At 40.8% G+C, this 19,213-nt stretch carries 16 protein-coding genes and 1 tRNA gene; 7 read left to right on the plus strand and 10 right to left on the minus strand.

Features of this window, described 5'->3' with window-relative positions; translation table 11 throughout:
• Nucleotides 1-47: 47 nt before the first annotated feature.
• From clpX to CLV96_RS06235, 8 genes are all read right to left on the minus strand, one after another.
• On the minus strand, nt 48-1,328 hold the full coding sequence (gene clpX / locus CLV96_RS06200) for an ATP-dependent Clp protease ATP-binding subunit ClpX (protein WP_004784821.1): 1,281 nt from the start codon (nt 1,326-1,328) through the stop codon (nt 48-50).
• 15 nt (nt 1,329-1,343) lie between these two features.
• Nucleotides 1,344-1,946 (minus strand): ATP-dependent Clp endopeptidase proteolytic subunit ClpP, encoded by a 603-nt coding sequence (clpP, locus tag CLV96_RS06205; RefSeq protein WP_004786351.1) that lies wholly within the window; start codon nt 1,944-1,946, stop codon nt 1,344-1,346.
• A gap of 3 nt (nt 1,947-1,949) precedes the next feature.
• On the minus strand, nt 1,950-3,296 hold the full coding sequence (tig, locus tag CLV96_RS06210) for a trigger factor (RefSeq protein ID WP_004785434.1): 1,347 nt from the start codon (nt 3,294-3,296) through the stop codon (nt 1,950-1,952).
• Between the two features lie 62 nt (nt 3,297-3,358).
• Nucleotides 3,359-3,430, minus strand: a tRNA-Gly gene (locus CLV96_RS06215).
• A gap of 167 nt (nt 3,431-3,597) precedes the next feature.
• Nucleotides 3,598-4,293: a TenA family protein gene (locus CLV96_RS06220; RefSeq protein ID WP_004784699.1), complete on the minus strand. Its 696-nt coding sequence runs from the start codon at nt 4,291-4,293 to the stop codon at nt 3,598-3,600.
• 17 nt (nt 4,294-4,310) lie between these two features.
• Complete coding sequence (locus CLV96_RS06225) at nt 4,311-4,970, minus strand: arylesterase (protein WP_040917289.1); 660 nt, start codon at nt 4,968-4,970, stop codon at nt 4,311-4,313.
• Nucleotides 4,971-5,089: 119 nt separating this feature from the next.
• On the minus strand, nt 5,090-6,199 hold the full coding sequence (locus CLV96_RS06230) for a hypothetical protein (RefSeq protein WP_004784734.1): 1,110 nt from the start codon (nt 6,197-6,199) through the stop codon (nt 5,090-5,092).
• Between the two features lie 76 nt (nt 6,200-6,275).
• A complete protein-coding gene (locus CLV96_RS06235; RefSeq protein WP_004785837.1) occupies nt 6,276-6,980 on the minus strand; it encodes an OmpA family protein in 705 nt (234 codons plus the stop codon).
• Nucleotides 6,981-7,281: 301 nt separating this feature from the next.
• Between CLV96_RS06235 and CLV96_RS06240 the strand changes: the two genes are divergently transcribed.
• Nucleotides 7,282-10,059: a DUF1554 domain-containing protein gene (locus CLV96_RS06240; RefSeq protein ID WP_004786885.1), complete on the plus strand. Its 2,778-nt coding sequence runs from the start codon at nt 7,282-7,284 to the stop codon at nt 10,057-10,059.
• A gap of 4 nt (nt 10,060-10,063) precedes the next feature.
• Here CLV96_RS06240 and CLV96_RS06245 read toward each other — a convergent pair whose 3' ends face one another.
• Entirely contained in the window at nt 10,064-11,233 is a 1,170-nt protein-coding gene (locus tag CLV96_RS06245; protein ID WP_004787016.1) for a DUF3095 domain-containing protein, read from the minus strand.
• Nucleotides 11,234-11,322: 89 nt separating this feature from the next.
• Between CLV96_RS06245 and CLV96_RS06250 the strand changes: the two genes are divergently transcribed.
• Nucleotides 11,323-13,089: a glycoside hydrolase family 3 protein gene (locus CLV96_RS06250; protein ID WP_004784209.1), complete on the plus strand. Its 1,767-nt coding sequence runs from the start codon at nt 11,323-11,325 to the stop codon at nt 13,087-13,089.
• A gap of 3 nt (nt 13,090-13,092) precedes the next feature.
• On the opposite strand, the gene CLV96_RS06255 is transcribed toward CLV96_RS06250, so the two are convergent.
• A complete protein-coding gene (locus CLV96_RS06255; RefSeq protein WP_004785479.1) occupies nt 13,093-14,238 on the minus strand; it encodes a hypothetical protein in 1,146 nt (381 codons plus the stop codon).
• A 44-nt stretch (nt 14,239-14,282) separates the two neighbouring features.
• Between CLV96_RS06255 and murA the strand changes: the two genes are divergently transcribed.
• The 5 genes from murA to CLV96_RS06280 all read left to right on the plus strand — a co-directional run bounded on the left by murA (nt 14,283) and on the right by CLV96_RS06280 (nt 19,212).
• Nucleotides 14,283-15,587, plus strand: coding sequence for a UDP-N-acetylglucosamine 1-carboxyvinyltransferase (gene murA, locus CLV96_RS06260; protein WP_004787497.1), 1,305 nt, complete (start codon nt 14,283-14,285; stop codon nt 15,585-15,587).
• Nucleotides 15,588-16,265, plus strand: a complete 678-nt coding sequence (locus CLV96_RS06265; protein ID WP_004787306.1) for a 4Fe-4S dicluster domain-containing protein — start codon at nt 15,588-15,590, stop codon at nt 16,263-16,265.
• A 175-nt stretch (nt 16,266-16,440) separates the two neighbouring features.
• Nucleotides 16,441-16,755 (plus strand): LIC10235 family protein, encoded by a 315-nt coding sequence (locus tag CLV96_RS06270; protein ID WP_002973161.1) that lies wholly within the window; start codon nt 16,441-16,443, stop codon nt 16,753-16,755.
• A gap of 137 nt (nt 16,756-16,892) precedes the next feature.
• Nucleotides 16,893-17,672, plus strand: coding sequence for a hypothetical protein (locus CLV96_RS06275; protein WP_004786710.1), 780 nt, complete (start codon nt 16,893-16,895; stop codon nt 17,670-17,672).
• A gap of 175 nt (nt 17,673-17,847) precedes the next feature.
• A complete protein-coding gene (locus CLV96_RS06280) occupies nt 17,848-19,212 on the plus strand; it encodes a FliI/YscN family ATPase (protein ID WP_004787515.1) in 1,365 nt (454 codons plus the stop codon).
• The last annotated feature ends 1 nt before the right edge of the window (nt 19,213 follow it).

The raw sequence follows: 19,213 nt of genomic DNA on the forward strand, positions 1-19,213 counted from the left end.
TGTTTCTCTGGATTCAAAATTCAAATCCAAAGATTGTCATTTGAACTTTAAGCAATCTTTTCGATATCGCCTTTAAGAATGGTGATTGGTGCATCTTTTTTCAGAACCGTTTCATCTGTCACAACTACTTCCAAAACATCTTTACGCGAAGGGATTTGGAACATGAGTTCCATCATAATCTCTTCTACGATGGCACGGAGTCCACGAGCCCCACTTTCACGTTTGATGGCGGTTTGGGCAATTGCTTCGATAGCTGCTTCTGTGAACTTGAGTTTTACATTCTCAATATCAAACATCTTTTGGTATTGTTTGAGAAGTGAATTTTTTGGTTCTGTAAAAATGGATTTTAAACTATCGATAGTTAGTTCATCGAGAGTGGCAATGATCGGAAGTCGTCCTATGAATTCTGGGATGAGTCCAAATTTCATTAAGTCATCAGGGATCACGTGATGGACTACCGATTCCCCTTCTTCGATTTTGCGACCTTTATCATTAACTATTTCATTCGAATGAAAACCGATTGATTTTACACCAACTCGTTGTTTGATGATGTCACTAAGACCCACAAACGCTCCCCCACAAATAAAGAGGATGTTTTTGGTTTCTACAGGAATGTATTCTTGGTGTGGGTGTTTACGTCCGCCTTGTGGTGGCACATTGGCAACAGTACCTTCAATGATTTTAAGAAGAGCTTGTTGTACTCCTTCCCCACTCACATCACGAGTGATGGAGGCAGAATCCGATTTACGGGAAATTTTATCAATTTCGTCGATATAAATGATCCCCATCTCGGCACGTTTGACATCATTGTCTGCATTCTGAATGAGTTTGAGGATGATGTTTTCCACATCTTCCCCCACATAACCGGCTTCCGTAAGGGCAGTAGCATCTACGATTGCAAAAGGAACTTTGAGAATTCGAGCGAGTGTTTGCGCAAGAAGCGTTTTTCCAGAACCAGTAGGGCCAATGAGCATGATATTGGATTTTTCCAATTCCACGTCACCCGCCTTACGTTCGTTATGGAAAATTCTTTTGTAGTGATTATAAACAGCAACCGACAAAGCTTTTTTTGCTTGTTCTTGTCCAATCACATACTGGTCTAAGATTTTTTTGATTTCGGTTGGTTTTGGGATGTCACCAACAATGGCAGTTTTTTCACCACCTTGCGGCTCTTCTGCGATGATTTCATTACATAAAGAAATGCACTCATCACAGATATAAACACCAGGACCTGCAACAAGCCTTCTTACTTCGTCTTGGGCCTTTCCGCAGAAAGAACAATGTAATTTTTCTCTGGAATTACCCGTTTGGCTTGGACGTTTGGTCATGATGTAGCCCCTCTTTTAAGCTTGTGGCATCTGTTTGCGTTCTTGGATGACGTTGTCGATGATGCCGTAATCTTTGGCTTCTTCGGCACTCATAAAGAAATTTCTTTCTGTGTCTTTTCGGACTTGGTCAGAAGATTTTCCAGTATGTCTTCCATAAAGATCGATGAGTTTGTCCTTGATCTTGATGATTTCTTTGGCAGAGATTTCGATATCCGAAGCTTGTCCACCTGCTCCACCGTAAGGTTGGTGTAACATTATTCTAGAGTTAGGAAGTGCAGACCGTTTCCCTTTGGCACCACCTGCAAGAAGAAGGGCCGCCATTGACGATGCTTGTCCAATACAAAGTGTTCTTACCTCAGGTTTGATGAGTTGCATGGTATCGTAAATGGCAAGGCCAGAACTCACATACCCACCAGGGCTATTAATATAAAGATAGATGTCACGGTCAGGATTTTCAGCCTCCAAAAACAAAAGCTGTGCCGAAATGACATTGGCATAGGTTTCGTCGATAGCAGATCCAAGAAAAATGATCCGGTCTTTCAAAAGCCGCGAAAAAATGTCGTATTGGCGTTCGCCACGGCTTGTTTGTTCGATTACATAAGGCATGAGTGTAGACATAGTTTACTCTTCTTTCCCGCTGAGAATTTTCTCAGCTTCTTCCGTTGAAATAGTCTTAGGCGACTTCTTTTCTACCTCAGCGTATACAAACTCGTCGATTTTATCAAACAGGAATTTGTCACGGTAGTAGGTTTCCGCCTTTTGTTTTTGGACTTCTTTTTTAAGGGTTTCGGCAGTAATTCCTTGCTGAGTTGCCTCTTTTTCGTATCCGGCTTCCACTTCTTCGTCAGAAATCTGGATTTTGTGGTCTTCTGCGATTTTCTGCTTCAAAATATAGGTTTGGATGCGTTTTTCAGCTGCTTTGGAGAAAGATTCACGAACTTCTTTTTCTTCCTTGTTCAATCGTTTTGCATAGTCCGCTAATGAGGAAACAGGAAGGCCAAATTCACGCATAAAGTTTTGGAAAACGGTTTCTGTTTCTTCGTAAATTAAAGATTCAGGAATGATGAATTTGGATTCTTTGATGATTTCGTTGTAAGCATCGTCGGTGGCACGTTTTGTGAGTGCATTACCAAAAATTTCCACTAATTGTTTTTTGGTTTTTTCTTTTAACTCTTGTAAGTTGGCAGATCCATCCACTTCTGATGCAAAGTCATCATTGATTTCTGGATAAGTCACTTTGTAAACAGCAGAAACGGTTACAGTGTAAACGATGGTTTTTCCAGCGGACTCAGGAGATTGTGGGTACGAGTCAGGGTAAGTAAAAGAAAACTCTTTTGTTTCGTTTAGTTTCATACCGAGAAGGTTGGATTCAAAACCAGGAGGGTTTTGAGGAGCACCCATTTGGAATTTTCCCACTTGGCCTTGTTCCGGATATTCTTTGTCAGTTTCTTTGAACTTATAATTGATTTCTAAAAGATCTGTGGATTCTACAGGTTCGCCCTCTTCTTTCAAAGTGTTGCGAGCCATATTTTTTTGAATCCCTTCCAATTCTTTTTGGATGTCCGCATCTGAAATTTTAATTTCTTTCGGTTGGATCTTGATCTTCTTTAACTTTGGTAAGGTGACTTCTGGTTTGGTATCGTAAGTGGCTTTGGCTTTGGCACCAGTATTTTTATCAAATGTTTCCATTTGGAATTGTGGCAGACGAATTGGTTTGTGTTCCAATTTATCAAATAGATCTGCCATTGCTTGGTTTAACATAATGTTGGCTGCATCATCCATAACCGAATCACCAAGAACTTTTTCGACCATACCAAGAGGTGCTTTTCCGGGACGAAAACCGGGGATTTTAACTTTTTCGGATGCATTTTTGTAAGCCTTAGAGTAGGCAGTGCGGACTTCTTCAGCGCTAAATTGAATGCTTAAGTCACAGGTTGCGTTGTTATTTTTTTTTGCCGTAAATTCCATCGTATTATATCCAGTGTAAATAAAGAGAGTGTAGTGGAAAGAAAAAGAAGCGTACCTTCATTAGCGGGAAACGGGACTTGAACCCGCGACCCTCTCCTTGGCAAGGAGATGCTCTACCGCTGAGCTATTCCCGCAGAAGGTTTGTGAAACCATCATTTGGAATCAGGACAAATCGGCAAGGAAAAAAGTCGGAAATTGCGGAGGAAAATCGAAAGTAATAGGGAAATCGGAAAAAGGAGTGCGAACTCCTCACGTCCAAATTCCTATCACTCGAAAAGTTAGGGAGCCAACTAACAGAAACTTAACGGGAAGGCCAAGTTTGTTCCGTCCAAGCCTGTTCCCAAAACATCCATTCGTAATTACAACTTTGCTGAAAGGCCGCCACGGCCCTTTTTTTAGAATTTTCATCGGCAAGATCCGCATATTTTTGTAACCGCGAAAGAAGGTTTGTCATATATTCATTAAATCCTGGATCGGAATACATCAGTAACCAAGAGGCATAAGGATGGTCTTCCGGAATGGATCCTTTCACTTTTAACAAATGTTGTCCCAAATCAATATAAAGCCACGGACAAGGGGCGATAGCCGCAAATCCTTCCACAACAGAACCTTTAACAACGGAGGCAATCATATGGTTTTGGTAAGCTAAATTGTTGGGAGTTGGTTCTGTTTCGGCAATGGTTTTGGCATCATAACCTAGTGTTTTTCCATAACCCATATGGAGTTGGCTTTCCACAACAAGAGCCATCCTAGCTGCATCAACAAGCCAAAGTTTATCTTCAGGGTCAGTCACCCTTGTGGAGAGAATGGCACAAGCATCTGAAAAAGATTCTAAATACTTGGCATCTTGGATTTGGTAAAAACGAAAAACTTTTGGATCTAAGGATCCGTCGGCAAGAGCCAAAACAAAGGGATGGGAAAATGAAGCACCAAATGATTGTTTTGCGGATGACTTACAACGTTCTGCAAAACTCGGGATAGGAAAGGGACTAGTCATTTTTGGCTCCAATCAAATTATTTTACGAGTAAGGGCTTGAGATACGGATACACCGTATCAGATACCAGTTTGTGACCCGCTTCCGTTGGATGAATCCCGTCCTTTTGGTTGAGTTTGCGAATGGAGGCAACTTTTTCCAAAATAAATGGAACCAAAGGCACACCTTCTTCCTTGGATAAATCCGGATAAATGGAATTAAATTCCTTAGCGTATTTTTTTCCCATATTGGGAGTTGCGTACATTCCCACTAACAATATTTTGGTGGAAGGGTATTGAGATTTCACTTGTCGAATCATTGACCGTAAATTTTCTTTTGTGACCGAAGGGCTAATCCCACGTAACATATCATTGGCACCTAACTCGAGTACAAAGATGGATGGTTTTTCTGCCAAAACCCATTCCAATCTTCCAAGACCACCACTCGTTGTATCACCGGAAACACCGGCATTTGTCATTTGGTAGGAATACCCTTCCGCTTTGATTCGTTTGGTAAGGACGTGAGGCCAAGCATCTTCATAATCAAGAAGTCCATACCCTGCTGTCAGCGAATCACCAAAATAGATAATTCGTTTTGTGTCGTTAGAACTTGTGGATTCCTGCTTGTTAGAATTGGAATTGTCAGAAGAATTTCCACAAGAAATCATTAAAAAAAAGCTAATAAAAAGAAAATACCGCATCATCCATTAGATTGTTTGGACGGAAAGAAAAATCAAACATTTTTAAAAAGAAAGATGAAAGTGATTTGTGCATTTTGGTTTAGGAAAAATGAACCATAAACCAAAGGCAAAATTAAGTATCAGTAAATTCGGTCTGAGTCGTAGAAAAAAGAAACACCCGGCATAATGTAAAACTCTGTCACAGTATGTTTGATCGAATCTGACATTTCGGCAAACCCGATGTAAACACTCCTTGCAGAATAGTCACTACGAGGAACGTTTCCAATTGTATCCCCCAAATAACTATCATAGGTTCGTTTGACATCTTGGCGGATCATTCCAATGTCCAAACTAAACCGACAATATTGAAACGAAGTTTCGATGTTTAAAATGGTTCCTTTATCTCTCACTTTCCCACCATACGCCGGAACAACTCCATTCAGATTGGAACTTCCTTCCGAAAATACTTCTTGGATGATTTGAGAACCTAACACAGAGAAATTGCCTTTTCGGTCTAACAATTCCAGTCGAGCCCGAAGTTCCCACCAATCACGCAGTTTGAATTTAGCAAAAATTCCAGGCAAAATTCCTTTCATCGAATATTCTGCATTGGCATCCCCACCAATGGACCAAGTGGCTTTGTTGGGAACAGATGCCTCAGGCCGGCTCGTCGAATAGGAACCATAGGAAATATTATTTCTTTCCGTATAACGATGAAAATTGATGGAAGGACCAATCATAAAAATTTTAGAAAAAGGGTGCGTATAAGAAAACCGTAAGTGTTGGCTTACACCTTCAAATCGAAGCAAACGATTCCCTTCAAAGGTGCTGGCCCAATAAGTATCGGTTCTTGGAGAAAAGAAGTTGTTGGATGCAGGTAGGTCACGACTGTAAACACCAAGCGAGGTATCTTCTGCGAACTGGACTTCAAATTTATTTTTATAACCGTACCGAATGTCCCAAAATTGTGAATTGACTCCCAAATCTTTGGCTGGTTTGTAAGGAATCGAAAGGGGAGCCCCTGGTTCTGTGATTTGGCGAAAAAGTGAGTTCTGAAACCAAGCCGGTCCTGTTTCATTTAAAATAGCTGGTGATAGTTTCCCGATCCCCCAACCACCACGAAACATCAACCTATGTTCATACACTTGGTTGAAGATATCCATTTGTGTTTTGTTATCTTCCCGGTCTGCTAATGGTATAGAAGTGTTTGCATTTGCGTTAGTTACTTCTGGATTTGATTCCTCTGACATCAAAGGAAATACCGCTAAGACAAATAAAATAGAAAAGAGAACTGAAGATAATTTTAATGAAATCAATTTTGGGCACTTAATAAACAATGCGAACCGTCCCAACATAAACTTCTGTTCTGCGGTTTTTCTTTTCCGCAAGCATTGTATCTACTATTTTATGTAAATCTGCGAAACCATCCACTTCCTTAAAACGTGCTTCAACAATTCTGTGAATTAGTTTTAATTCAAGTTTTACGGATTGAGAACGTTCCTTACTTAACTTAAGGTTCATTGCGAATGCACCCACACTATCCGTGTGTCCACCAATTCGACAATTGGTTTCAGGGTATGCTTCCATAGCGTCCCCAACCTTTGCGATGAGTTCTTTTGCTTTTGGAGTGAGAGTTGATTTTCCAGATGGAAAAGCTACGTCCCCATCGATCACAATTAAAAGTTCTCGTAACCTTTTTTCATCATCTTCAATGCGTTTGAGTTCGACCCCTTTTCCGACAAGACTTCCTCCCACTTCCTCAAATGGAGTTCCGGAGTGTTCAAAATCACTGCGAAGACCTTTATATAATTTCTCCAAATATTCCGAAGTTCCCAGTTTATCCAAAGATCCTTCGGGCAAACTCCCCAAATAGTCGCCGGCTTTCTCCTCTTTAGGAGTGACACATCCGCAAAATTTTTGAAAAGCAACTGAATCCTTCCACTCTTGTTTTACAATACTATTGCAATTGATAACAAATAACAAAAGGAAGGTGGAATGGATTAGGATTGATAAGTATATTCTTTTACGCATAAAGCCAACAGTCCTTATCTTGAGAAGTGACTGGGAAAATCAAATGAAAATTAGTTCAGCTAAAATTAACAGATTTAGAAATAAAAAAGAAAATCATGATTCCATAAAGTTGACACATACTTTGGGACTTCACCCTAAAACTTCACCTTAGATTCCACTACAATCTGCTCGTTTTTTCATCACCAACTAACAAAGACACTAAGATTGATTCAAAATTTGTTCACGATTGGTTTTTCGTTGCTCCGATCTGATTGCTCGAAACAATTGGACAAGCCAAAGCCATTGGAAACTGGAAATGATTATGTACTTTTACCAACAGATAAAATCCTCAATTTTAATTCTATTTCTCTCATTCTTCCTATTCCAAGGTTGCAGTGGACAGGTTTCTGCTGGAGATACTTTCCTTTTTGGATTCAGTGAACGGTTTGATCGACTGCTTGGAAACACTGTGGCTTGTTCGAGTGATGTAACCATTACCACGAAGGCAGTGTCACTTGTTGAAGATGGGAATGTATCAGCATCATTCAGTACAACAGAAGATTCAGGTATTACGCCTGCACCGACTGACAGCGACTTTGGGTATAGTAGTTTTGAAACATGTATTTATCCTAATTCCCCTTTCACTGGATCAGTAGAAATTCCTGTATCCGTATCATCTAACTATGGTTCACGAGTCACCTCTACTCAATCAGTACCTGGTCCAGTAGCCCTTCCTTCAAAACTTACCTTCAATGGCAACGGCCTAGCTGCTAGACAATGTTTCCGATTTACTACCTCGCATGATTCACTAAGAAATCCTGTTGTGGATCCAATGACACTGGTTTTAGGTACAATGGTACAAAAAGATGCAGGTGGAAATGAAACGACGGGAACCTATTCAGGAAAAGATGCCTGTGATATTTCCGTTTCTGTCGAGGATGCAGATGCCCCTGGTGTAAGGGTCTCAAACATCCGAGTGATGGAAGAACCTGGTCCTTTGGCAAATACCACTAACGGAACTTTCAAAGTCAGACTCAGAACTGCGCCGGCCGCAAATGTTTCCATTCCCATCAATGATGCCTACGATTCCGTGAATGTGGGAAATAGGGAAGGAATCGCAAATCCGAAAACATTAACATTCACTTCTGGAGCCTGCCCTGGAACCGGAAATTGGTGTACAGATCAAACAGTCACTGTTGATTCCGTCGATGATTTGGAGCTAGATGGCTTAAAATCATATACGATCGAACTTGGAAAAACAACTAGCACTGATGCAGAATACAACGGAATTAAACCAAGAAATGTAGTGGTTTATAACTTAGACCAAAGTGTGCCTGGATTCACTGTGCTAAAATTTAGCGGTGGTTCGACGATCAGTTCAGCGAGTGCAAGCATTCCTACGATCACGGGATTTGCCACGGATGAAAGTAATCAATTTGGAGATAAGTATGCTAACTTCCAAATTAGATTGCGCTCAAAACCAACAAACAACGTCACATTAAATTTTACCTCCAACTGCGGAAGTAAATGTACAATCCAAACACCTTCCTTGACTTTTACACCGACTGATTGGAACACATACCAAACCTTCCGTTCGATTGGAGCGTCTGATTCAGCAAATTCGGGAAACCAGGATTACACTGTTTCCTTTACTGTTAACTCTTCGGACTCAACTTATAGTACAACAGTATACAAGCCCAATTTTTCCATTCGTTCTTGTGATAATGATGGAACTCATCTCATCCAACCTTGTAACTACTCCGGTCCTCCTCGCGGAACCCTGATAAGCGACCGGCTTTCGGCGCAAGAAGGTGGTGCCACTCAAATTTGGCTCATCACTCAGTCTTCGCCTTCATCGCCAGTAACCGTTGGCTTGACCTCTTCAGATACTACGGAAGGAACCGTTCCCGCAAATGTGACGATCGATTCTAGTAATTACAATGCGATGGAAACCGGTGCGACAAACAGAATTGCACTCACTCATGTGGATGATGCTTTGGTTGACCTCACACAAAATTGGACCATCACAACAGCGACTTCTACTGGTGGATTGGCTTACGATCCAATTGATATATATGCATCTACGACTGATGATGAGAAAGCTTTCTATGTAACCCATTCTGGTTCCCCAAGAGAAGGAACTACAAACGTTGCGACAGTACATGTTTGCCTAGGTGGGAATAATCCAACCCAACCAGTGGTTTTAAATATTAGCTGTAAAACATATACCTCGACAGAAGCCGCCTACAACGAGTGCAAAACAATCACTCCTTCGCAAATTACTTTCCCAGTGAATAGCGAAGTAGAACCAGGGAATGCTTCTGATTCAGGTTGTGCTAGTTCAGCTTACAAACAATCTTTCACCGTCTCTGGAGAAGATGATACTTATGCCGATGGCAACCAAGCATTTGATATCCAATTTTCTTTAGTGGCCAATACAGATACGAACTACCAAAATGCACAAAAACCTGCAGATCGCTCCATCACTAATGAAGACGACGAACCAACGGGAAAGAAAATTTTTACGACAGCAGGAACTTACAAAGGCGAAATGGGGACCGATGGTGTTTTTGGTGCTGACCTTACTTGTAATAATAATAAACCAGCAGGTGTTTCAGGAACTTACAAAGCACTGATCATCAGCAATAGTGTTGGAGATACGTCTATTGTCAACCATCGGGTCCCAGGTGGAATCAACTGGGTATTATCACCTAACTATTATTACTATCGCTGTACAGGTTCTGGGTATACGGTTTGTAGCGATGAACATACGAGACTTTTTATCGCTAATGGATCTGCATTATTCAGTCCAACATCAATGTCTCGCGATTTTTCTACAACTGCATCAGATGAATTTTGGACTGGGATGACCAATACGTTAAATCCAGCTATACAAGCGAGTACACCAACTTTAGCAACTTGCAACGATGCATCGTTAACCTATCGCCACAATTGCCATGGATTTAACTACGAAACCTGCACAACCAATGCTTCCACTTACTTCTATGGAGAAATTTGGGTACGCAATGGCAATGGTTCCGTATCGAACGCAGAAAGAAGATGTGATTTGCAGAAAAAACTAATCTGCGTGGAGCAATAACCGTTTAAAGCACTTTTAACTTTTCTTTCAAAGATTTGGCGGCCATCGTAAAGCCGCCATCTGCTCCATCCACAAAATGTACCTCTTCGGAAGAAGCCACTTTTAATACGCAAGTCATCAATGATCTATTGGAAACAAAGATCCCATAACGAAGAAAATCTTCGGATTCCATTTGGTTTAAAAAAGAAACGAGAGCTTCTCTATGTTCATGAGAGCCATCGATTACCATCTTGAGAGTTCCATCATACTTTCGATAATCGGCAGAAAGAACTTGGTAATCTTTTAGTTTATTTAACGAATAATGACCAGAATGAAGAGGAATCCCAAATCGCATCACAATTGCTACGACAATTCTTTCAAACCAGATGTTTGCTAAAGTGAGATAAAACCTAATTCCATTTGATTTTCCAACACGAGCCAGTGCCTCCTTTCGTAAATATGGCCCCGAATCTAGTTCAATCCGATTCACTCGTAGCGGATGGTATTCACCTTCTTCCCCATATTCGGAACGAATGAAATTAAGAACCCGGGTAACTGTCTTTTTACAAACTTCTATGTCTCTGTGGATGGGTTTTACGATGAGAGAAACTATCTCACCTCTTTCACTTGGGATGTCTTGCCACCGACAAGTAAATCCTGTAAAATCAGCAGGTAGAATTTTTTCATTTTCTCGGACAAGATAAGATTCATCTTTTCCTTCTTTGATCCATGTTTCTGCCAAAGGTAAGGCATCACCAAACAAGGAACATTGGACGTATTGGGCAGAGGCACGAAACTTACTTAAGTATAACTCAGCACCTGCGCGATACAATTCTTGGACAGGAACAATCCCGGCTCTCATATCCAATCCAAATGCAGATCGCACTTGGGAGATGGTATCGGCAATGGCAGAGCGAATGGGAAACAATAAATGAACTGGAAGTAAAAAAGTAACTCCGTCTCCGCCAAACACAAAAGGAAAATTCATATGTCCATAGACATTGGCAACAGCAATGGCGGTAAGCCCTCCAGCGGTGTTTACATCTTTGTATCGACCTTCTTCAATTGCCTTTGTCGATCCAACAATGTCGGTAATCAGGATAAACCAATCATCGGGAACTTTTGTGGGCACCCCACCATCAAAAAGATTTTTAAAACTAGGACTTGGTTTTAGGTTTTTATAAAAATCATCCACAGAAACTCAGACGATGGTTTCGCAAAGAATGTAGATTTTTTTCTTGGTTGTCTCGGAAAAGCCATCCGTAGATCGTACCAACATAGCTTATGAACCAAGTTCTACTTCGCACCTCATTTTCCCTCTTCCTCCTTTTTGGATTTTTTGGCTCCTCCTATTGTTTTGGATTTTATCTTACCGAACTTGTTGCCAATGAACGCAAAACTTGGTTGGACACAAAAGCCAGAACTATCACAAACGCAATGTCAGAAGAAGAACTTGTGGGCCAAACCATTCACATTGCCATTCCACAAAAGACAGTGGATGCTGTGGCTTTGGAAGAAATTGCGGCCACCAAACCTGGAGGGATCATTCTCTTCGGAAAGAACTTGGGTAAAAAAGAAGAAATTCTTTCTCTCACTCAAGGATTACAAGTTGCAGCCAAAGACCAAGGCCTTCCTCCTTTTTTTATTTCTACGGACCAAGAAGGAGGTCGCGTCTTCCGTGTCCAAGATGGAATCACGCCGTATCCAGGTGCGATGGCAGTTGGCCAAACAGGAAGTACAGAATGGGGCGAAGTCGTTGGTTTTGTCACTTCCTATGAACTTCGTAACCTTGGACTCAATTTTCTTTTTGCACCTGTTCTCGATATCAATAACAATCCATTAAACCCAGTAATCAATACACGTTCGTTTGGTTCTGATTCCAAACGAGTTTCTGATGTTGCTGTAGCTTATGAAAGAGGAGCACGCGCTGGCGGATGTTTGCCAGTCATTAAACACTTCCCAGGTCATGGCGATACCACTGTCGATAGCCATTTGGGACTACCCATCATTAATAAAAGTTTAGAAGAACTTGAAGCATTAGAACTAGTACCTTTCAAACGTTCGATCGCTGGTGGAGCGGAAGCGGTGATGTCAGCCCATATTGTGTATCCAAAAATTGATCCAAAGTTTCCAGCCACCCTTTCTAAAATCATACTAACAGATGTTTTGCGTAAAAACTTAAACTTTGATGGAATCATTATCACGGATGCAATGGAGATGCACGCCATTTCAAAAAATTACGAAAAAGACAGACCGGGAGTCCTTACCATCCTTGCTGGTGCCAATATTGTCCTGCTAACGAGTTGGGGAGAGACAGCTAGAAAATTCAAAGCCCAATTAACGGATGCCTACAAAAACGGTGAGTTTCGTTATATAGACAAAGACGGAAAAGAACAAGACAAACTAAAAGATGCGGTCCAAAAACAAATTCGCAAAAAATTAGAACTTGGCCTTTATGATGAAAACTCCATCTTACCAACAGTATACGATGAAAACCCAAAACAGAAAGAATTCCTTTCCCACTGGAACGAAGAAAGACACCAAAGGTATAACAAATTAAACGAATCCAAAAATTTTGTGAAAGAAATCAACGAAGACTCCATTCGTGCTTATCCAAAATCAGTTCAAACTTTGGGAATATTACCGGTAGAAACTTTATCTTTTGTAAAAAACAATCGCCTAAAAGAAACACTCAAAGTAAAAAAATTTAACACCGCTTCTTTCAAATCCTTCCAAACTCATACAAAAGATAAATCCATTACAACTTTTCTTTTTGATTCGACTTCCGAAAACGAAATTTTATCGATTGCGACCTTAGCAAAAAAATACCCCAACAAACGTTTTATCATCTTACATGGGGGAACTCCATTTATCAAACTACCGGAATACCCAAATTTACAATATTTACTTTCTTTTTCCTTAACCCAAGGATCTTGGGAAGCTTTTGGTGAGAATCTCACTTCTGGAAAAGAAATTCCAAAAGTGGATTTGATTTTACTACCCAAAGGATCAAAGACACCATCAAAAGGTGCCTTTCCCGAAAGGTTATAATTCTTAAGACAATACTTCTCTGATACCACCTCGTTTGCGGATTTCTTCATATAAAGTTTTCCGCACAGTTTCATCAGCATCCACATAACGAAGAAGATACAAATCTGACTTTTGTTTGGTGGGCATCATCTTTGCTCGAATATGGAACATAGGTCCATTATCAAAACCGAAACTTACCTCCCAAAGGTCTTGTTGTTTCCAAATTTCCGGTGAAATCTCCACAGGAAAAGTAAACAAAATCCCTCGATCAGAAAGTCTTTCCGAAAGAGTAATAAAAGGTCTTGGTGTTTCCTTAATATCAAAACGTTTTTCGTTATTTTCTTTTTGGTCTTTGGCAATTCGTTTCAAAACTTCTAATTGTTTATCAATATTTTCTTCCGTTAATAGAAGTTTATTTTTATCCAATTCCAAAACTTGTTTTTTTTCATCAGGTGGGGGCCAAGGCGCAACAGTGATGGAAAGTTTGTCTGTTAACATTAAATGTGACTCACCCTTCCTTTCAATTTTTCCATTAAAATGGAAGATCATACCACTTTCATTGGTTCGAACTACTTTTCCTTCTAACAGATAACCACCGCTACTTGGTCTGAACACATATAGTTTTGCTTCCTTACCTGGGACTAACAAATCTTTGGAAAGTCCCTTCATGGAAAGTAGGAGTTCATCCGTAGTTTTTTGCATGACATAGGTAAGTTCTTCTCTTCCATCTGCTTCTAAAGCTGCCACTTCCCCTACTGTTAATTCATTCAAGGAAAGAATCTCTTTTTTGAATTCTACCCCGGACCGGAACAGTTTATCAAAAAGATCTACTTCTTTCTCAGTTGTATTAGCATTTGATTTTAAAAAATATCGATAAAGTGCATTTTTTAATTTGTTTCTGTTTTCAGGCAGAAGATAAATTTCACGTTCATCTTCATTTAGGTGATCATAAAAAGAATGGAGGATGTTCAACTCCACTTGGTTGCATTTTCTTGCCACGGCATACCGTTGGAATTCTACCCAATGGTTGACAACACTGGATTGTTTGTTTTGCAAATAATTCATCACCTTCACGTAAATAAAGGCGGCAACACCCATTAAAAAGATGTAAAAGAGGTAGATCGTATCAAATTTGGGAAAAATCCAAACGACTTGTGCTATAAAATTCATAATTTACTTTTCCTCATATCCGTATTGTGTCGAATGGAAGCAAGGTGAGTTCATCCTACTTCAAAATTATCGGCAAAAATCCTCTCAACGGGACAGTAGTTCCCCAAGGAAATAAGAACGAAGCACTCCCGCTTCTGGGAGCCCTCCTTCTTTGGGAAGGAGATGTCATCCTGGACAACTTACCGGAAATTGCCGATGTCCTGAAACTCATGGAAGTCCTCCGCCAAATTGGAGTGGAAATCACTGCCCTTGATACAAAAGGATCATACCTCTTTCAGAAAAAAAATCCAGTGAAATCGGATCTTCCCTACGAACTTTGTTCGCAACTAAGAGGAGCAGTCACTCTCGCAGGTCCCATCCTGGCACGCACTGGCAGAGTTTTCCTTCCAAAACCTGGGGGAGACAAAATTGGCCGACGTCGGATGGACACCCACTTACTTGCTTTAGAGGCCCTTGGTGCCAAAATTGAAGTATTCCCTGATGGGTATATGATCACTGCCGATCGTTTGGTTGGAAAAGACATTTTATTAGATGAAGCATCGGTCACAGCTACAGAAAATGCAGTGATGGCCGCTGTTTATGCAGAGGGCCTAACAACGATTCGTAACGCTGCGTCTGAACCCCATGTCCAAGGCCTTTGTCGATTTTTAATTGCCGCTGGTGCCAAAATTGACGGTGTAGGGACAAACCACCTAACCATCACAGGTGTTAGTTCTCTCCAGTCCCCTGCGGGCGGACTCCGACATAGAATTGGATCGGACTATTTAGAAATTGGTTCATTTATCAGCCTTGCTGCTGTAACGGGTGGCGAAATCCACATCACTGATGTCAACTTAGAAGACATTCGTATGATCCGAATGGTCTATTCTCGTTTAGGAATTGAAGTAAGGCCTACTGAAAATGGAATCCTTGTTCCTTCCGACCAAAAATTGGAAATCATTCCCGACTACCACGGTGCCACACCCAAAATTGATGATGCACCTTGGCCTGGATTTCCAGCTGACATGACTTCGGTGGCATTAGTTACAGCAACTCAATGTAAGGGGACTGTTCTCATCCACGAAAAACTTTTTGAATCTAGACTCTTCTTTGTAGACAACATCATCGCAATGGGTGCTCAAATCATTCTATGTGATCCACATAGAGCCATTGTGATTGGGGCCAATCGTTTGTATGGCCAAAGAGTTGCAAGCCCTGATATCCGAGCTGGGATGGCCATGATCATTGCTGCCCTTTGTGCGGAAGGACAAAGTGAAATTCATAACATTGTTCAAATTGATAGAGGTTTTGAATCGATTGATACCCGTTTGCGATCTTTGGGTGCTCAAATCGAAAGAGTTTCTGATTAGATGAAACGAAAGGATCTTTTCCGAGAAGGTTTTAAATCGGTTTTCCAGTTTACCTTCACGAAAGCGGACGAAATTACTGAAGCCATAAAAGAAGTTTGGGAGGATGAAAAAACTCACCAAAAAAAATCTTCAAGAACTTCCAAAAGACCATCTGACAAACGAAAGTCGATAACAAAGCCAACAATTGTCCGGAAACGAAAAACAAAAATGTTCCAGACTCTCGCCCTACCTCCGGGAGCATCTCCTGATTTTTTTTCCCTTTGTACGGGTTGTAATGAATGTATTTTTGCCTGTCCTTATGCCGTCTTATTTCCTGTTACAGCACAAGAATCGGAAAAGTCCTACCCTCATTTTGATCCCAACGCAAAAGCCTGTCACATGTGTTCCGACTGGCCCTGCATTAGTGTTTGTCCTGAGGAAGCACTCCTACCGTACAATTTGTCCGGTGAAAAACCAAATTTCGGTAAGGCGAAGGCCATCACAGAACATTGTATTAACGAAAAAACAGGTGAAACTACTTGCGAAGTTTGTTTAAATACTTGTCCTATCGAAAAAACAGTCAAATTTAAAGGGAATTTGCCGACTTTTGTATCATCATCTTGTACAGGTTGTGGGCTATGTGTTGAATCTTGTCCCAGTTTTCCAAAAGCAATTCAAATCAAATTCAAAAAACAATAGCGATCGCCTATCAATCGTTTTAGAAAAATAAAACACCGCAAAACATCAAAAAATTGTTATTCGATGAAAAAAATATCTTGAATTTTTCAGAGAGGAGAGAGATACCCTTGTTAGGGCAAGGGAATTTCCCTCGTCAAAAAAAAGATAAAACTTAGATTTAAAGGAAAAGAAAGCTATGGAACCACAAAAAGTAGGCCCAGGACAAATCGACAAAATTGCAGAGGATTTGAAAAAAGATCCTGAAAAATCCATTGGAAATTACCTTTTCAAAGGATTCAGAATTCAAATTTCTAAATACAAAGCTTCCGGAGCTGAAAGAGTACAACAACTCTACAAAAGAAGAAGAGCTCAAGGTCTTTGCATCGTTTGTGGAACCAAAGTAACTCGTAAAAACCCGGTAACTGGAATCCTTTACAGACTTTGTGACACTCACAGAGCTGAAATTGACCAAAAAAACAAAGAAAAAGCAAAAGCAAAAAAAGGAAAATAAACCTTTCGCTGCATTTTTCTAACTAAGAGGGGACTTTGGTCCCCTTTTTTGTTTACAGACCATTTCTCCCCTTTATCCTTTTTGTCATGAAGTTCCTCCTCCCAGTTTTAGCCCTAACCCTAATTGGATGTTCTCAAATGGTCTGGCGCCAAGCACAATTGGCTGAAGAAATCTCTCCTAGCAACGATCCAAACACAAACTTGCTTCTCACTGTCACATACGAGGAAAAGGATTCTTGGAACCCTTTAAACGGAACCACCGACAAACGAAATTACAAAAGCAAAATCAAATTGGTGAAAAACTCTGCCACTGGTGGGAAAACCATCAAAGAATGGGACTTACCTTCTTGGGCACTGGGTGATGGAATTTTTTATCACACTGGTTCGTCCACATTATTTGTGTTATATGGAAAAGATGATGAGTATGGAACGTTAAACCAAACTTTATCCCTTTATCCAGAATCGGGTGGTGCCTTTTCCTATCCGGCATCTCCAGAAAAAAGAATCATTTTCCAAATGGCACCTTCCCCTAACGGCAACTTAGTGGCTCTTGTGACAGCAAGCCCCACAAATGAAGGTGAGTTTTCTGAATTTGAACTCAACATCATCCAACTCTCGGATAAAAAAATCCAAAGTTTTCCGATCAACTTCTGGACCGCCCTCCCACTCTACGGAATTCGTTGGGGAGAAGATGGAAAAAAACTCTATCTCCGAACCCCGGACCGAATTCTTTTATGGAACGGATCTGGTATTGAAGAAACCAAATCTTTCCCCGACTGTTTTACGGTCTCCACAAACTTCGGAAAATGGGCCTACGAATCAGCAAAACTCGGTGAAGGTGGAAATATCCTCCTGGGAAAAAAATTACCCATTCCTCGCCAAATTTCCAATATCGATCAAATCAAACTCTGTCGCTAGATCAAAACGAACCCAGGCCTTCCAGGTTCTAACGAAACCCGAGGCTCCGATTCCAAAGGAGCTTCGGCAGGTTCCGCCTCCATTAAACACAAGGTGAATCCACCTGAACCGTTTTTCCCATCCTCAATTCGCTTGATTTAATTATGTCACATGATTGGATGAGTGAAAAGCCCCCATGATCGAAAAGAAATTTACGGAACATATCGATGCCATTTCGAAATATTTGAATGTCGTCGAAAAAATTGAGCCCATTCGCAAAAGTGGGGTCGTTGTATCCGTAGTGGGCAATGTCATTTATTCGCAAGGTCCCCCCGATTCAAAGGTGGGTGAGATTTTAGAAGTCGAACGTGGTTCGGACAAAGGATATTTGGCTTGCGTTTTGGTTGGATTTAAAGATCACCTTTACACCTTAATGCCGCTAGGCGATACACAAGAAATTTTTCCCCATGCATTTGTATTTTCATCCGGACGACAAATCACTCTCAATGCAGGTCCAGAACTTTTAGGACGCGTGTTAAATGGCCTTGGCAAACCCATCGATAGCAAAGGAATTCTAATCACTAAAGAAGAAAGAGCATCGGAACCAAGATTTCTAAATCCACTGGATAGACCTCCCATCACTGAAATTTTAGAAACAGGCGTCAGAGCCATTGATGGTATGTTAACAGTAGGCCGCGGACAAAGGATTGGAATTTTTTCCGGTTCTGGTGTGGGTAAGTCGAGTTTACTCGGGATGATCGCTCGTTATACGAATGCAGATGTAAACGTGGTGGCACTAATTGGAGAAAGAGGTCGAGAGGTAAATGAGTTTTTACATGTGGAACTTGGAAAGGAAGCCCTCGCCAGATCAGTTGTTTTTGTTGCGACTTCTGATTCTTCCAAAATGGAACAAGTAAGTTGTGCCAATTTAGCATGTTCCGCTGCTGAGTATTTTCGCGAAAAAGGAATGTCTGTCAATTTATACATGGACTCTCTCACACGTTATGCGGAAGCACTCAGAGAACTTTCCATTGGAGAACCAGTGGTAACCAAAGGATATGCATCCAGTGTGTTTACCAAAATGGCAAAACTTGTAGAACGAGCCGGGACATCACATAACGGAGGCTCTATCACGGGATTTTATACTGTGTTGACCGATGCAGAAGATGATATGGATGATATTGTTGCCGATAAAGTCAGGGGATTTATTGACGGACATATTGTACTCACACGTAAATTAGCAGAACAAAGTCATTATCCTGCCATCGATGTTCCGGCTTCTCTTTCTCGGCTTATGCAAAAAATTGTGAACGAAGACCATTACATGCGCTCCTCCATTGTTCGTGAACTAATCTCTAAATATAAAAACTCTGAAGACATCATTTTACTCAATGCCTATGTTCGTGGAGCCGACGAAAAGGTAGACATGGCAATAGATAAAAAATCACAAATTGATGATTATTTAAGACAGAGGATAGAAGAAAAATCAACTTACAACGATGCAACCAATCGACTTGCGAAAATTCTACAATCTGCAACCCGCACAGAAGACGATTTTTAGA

Origin of the sequence: Leptospira meyeri (assembly GCF_004368965.1) — a bacterium.
GTDB classification, from domain to species: domain Bacteria; phylum Spirochaetota; class Leptospiria; order Leptospirales; family Leptospiraceae; genus Leptospira_A; species Leptospira_A meyeri.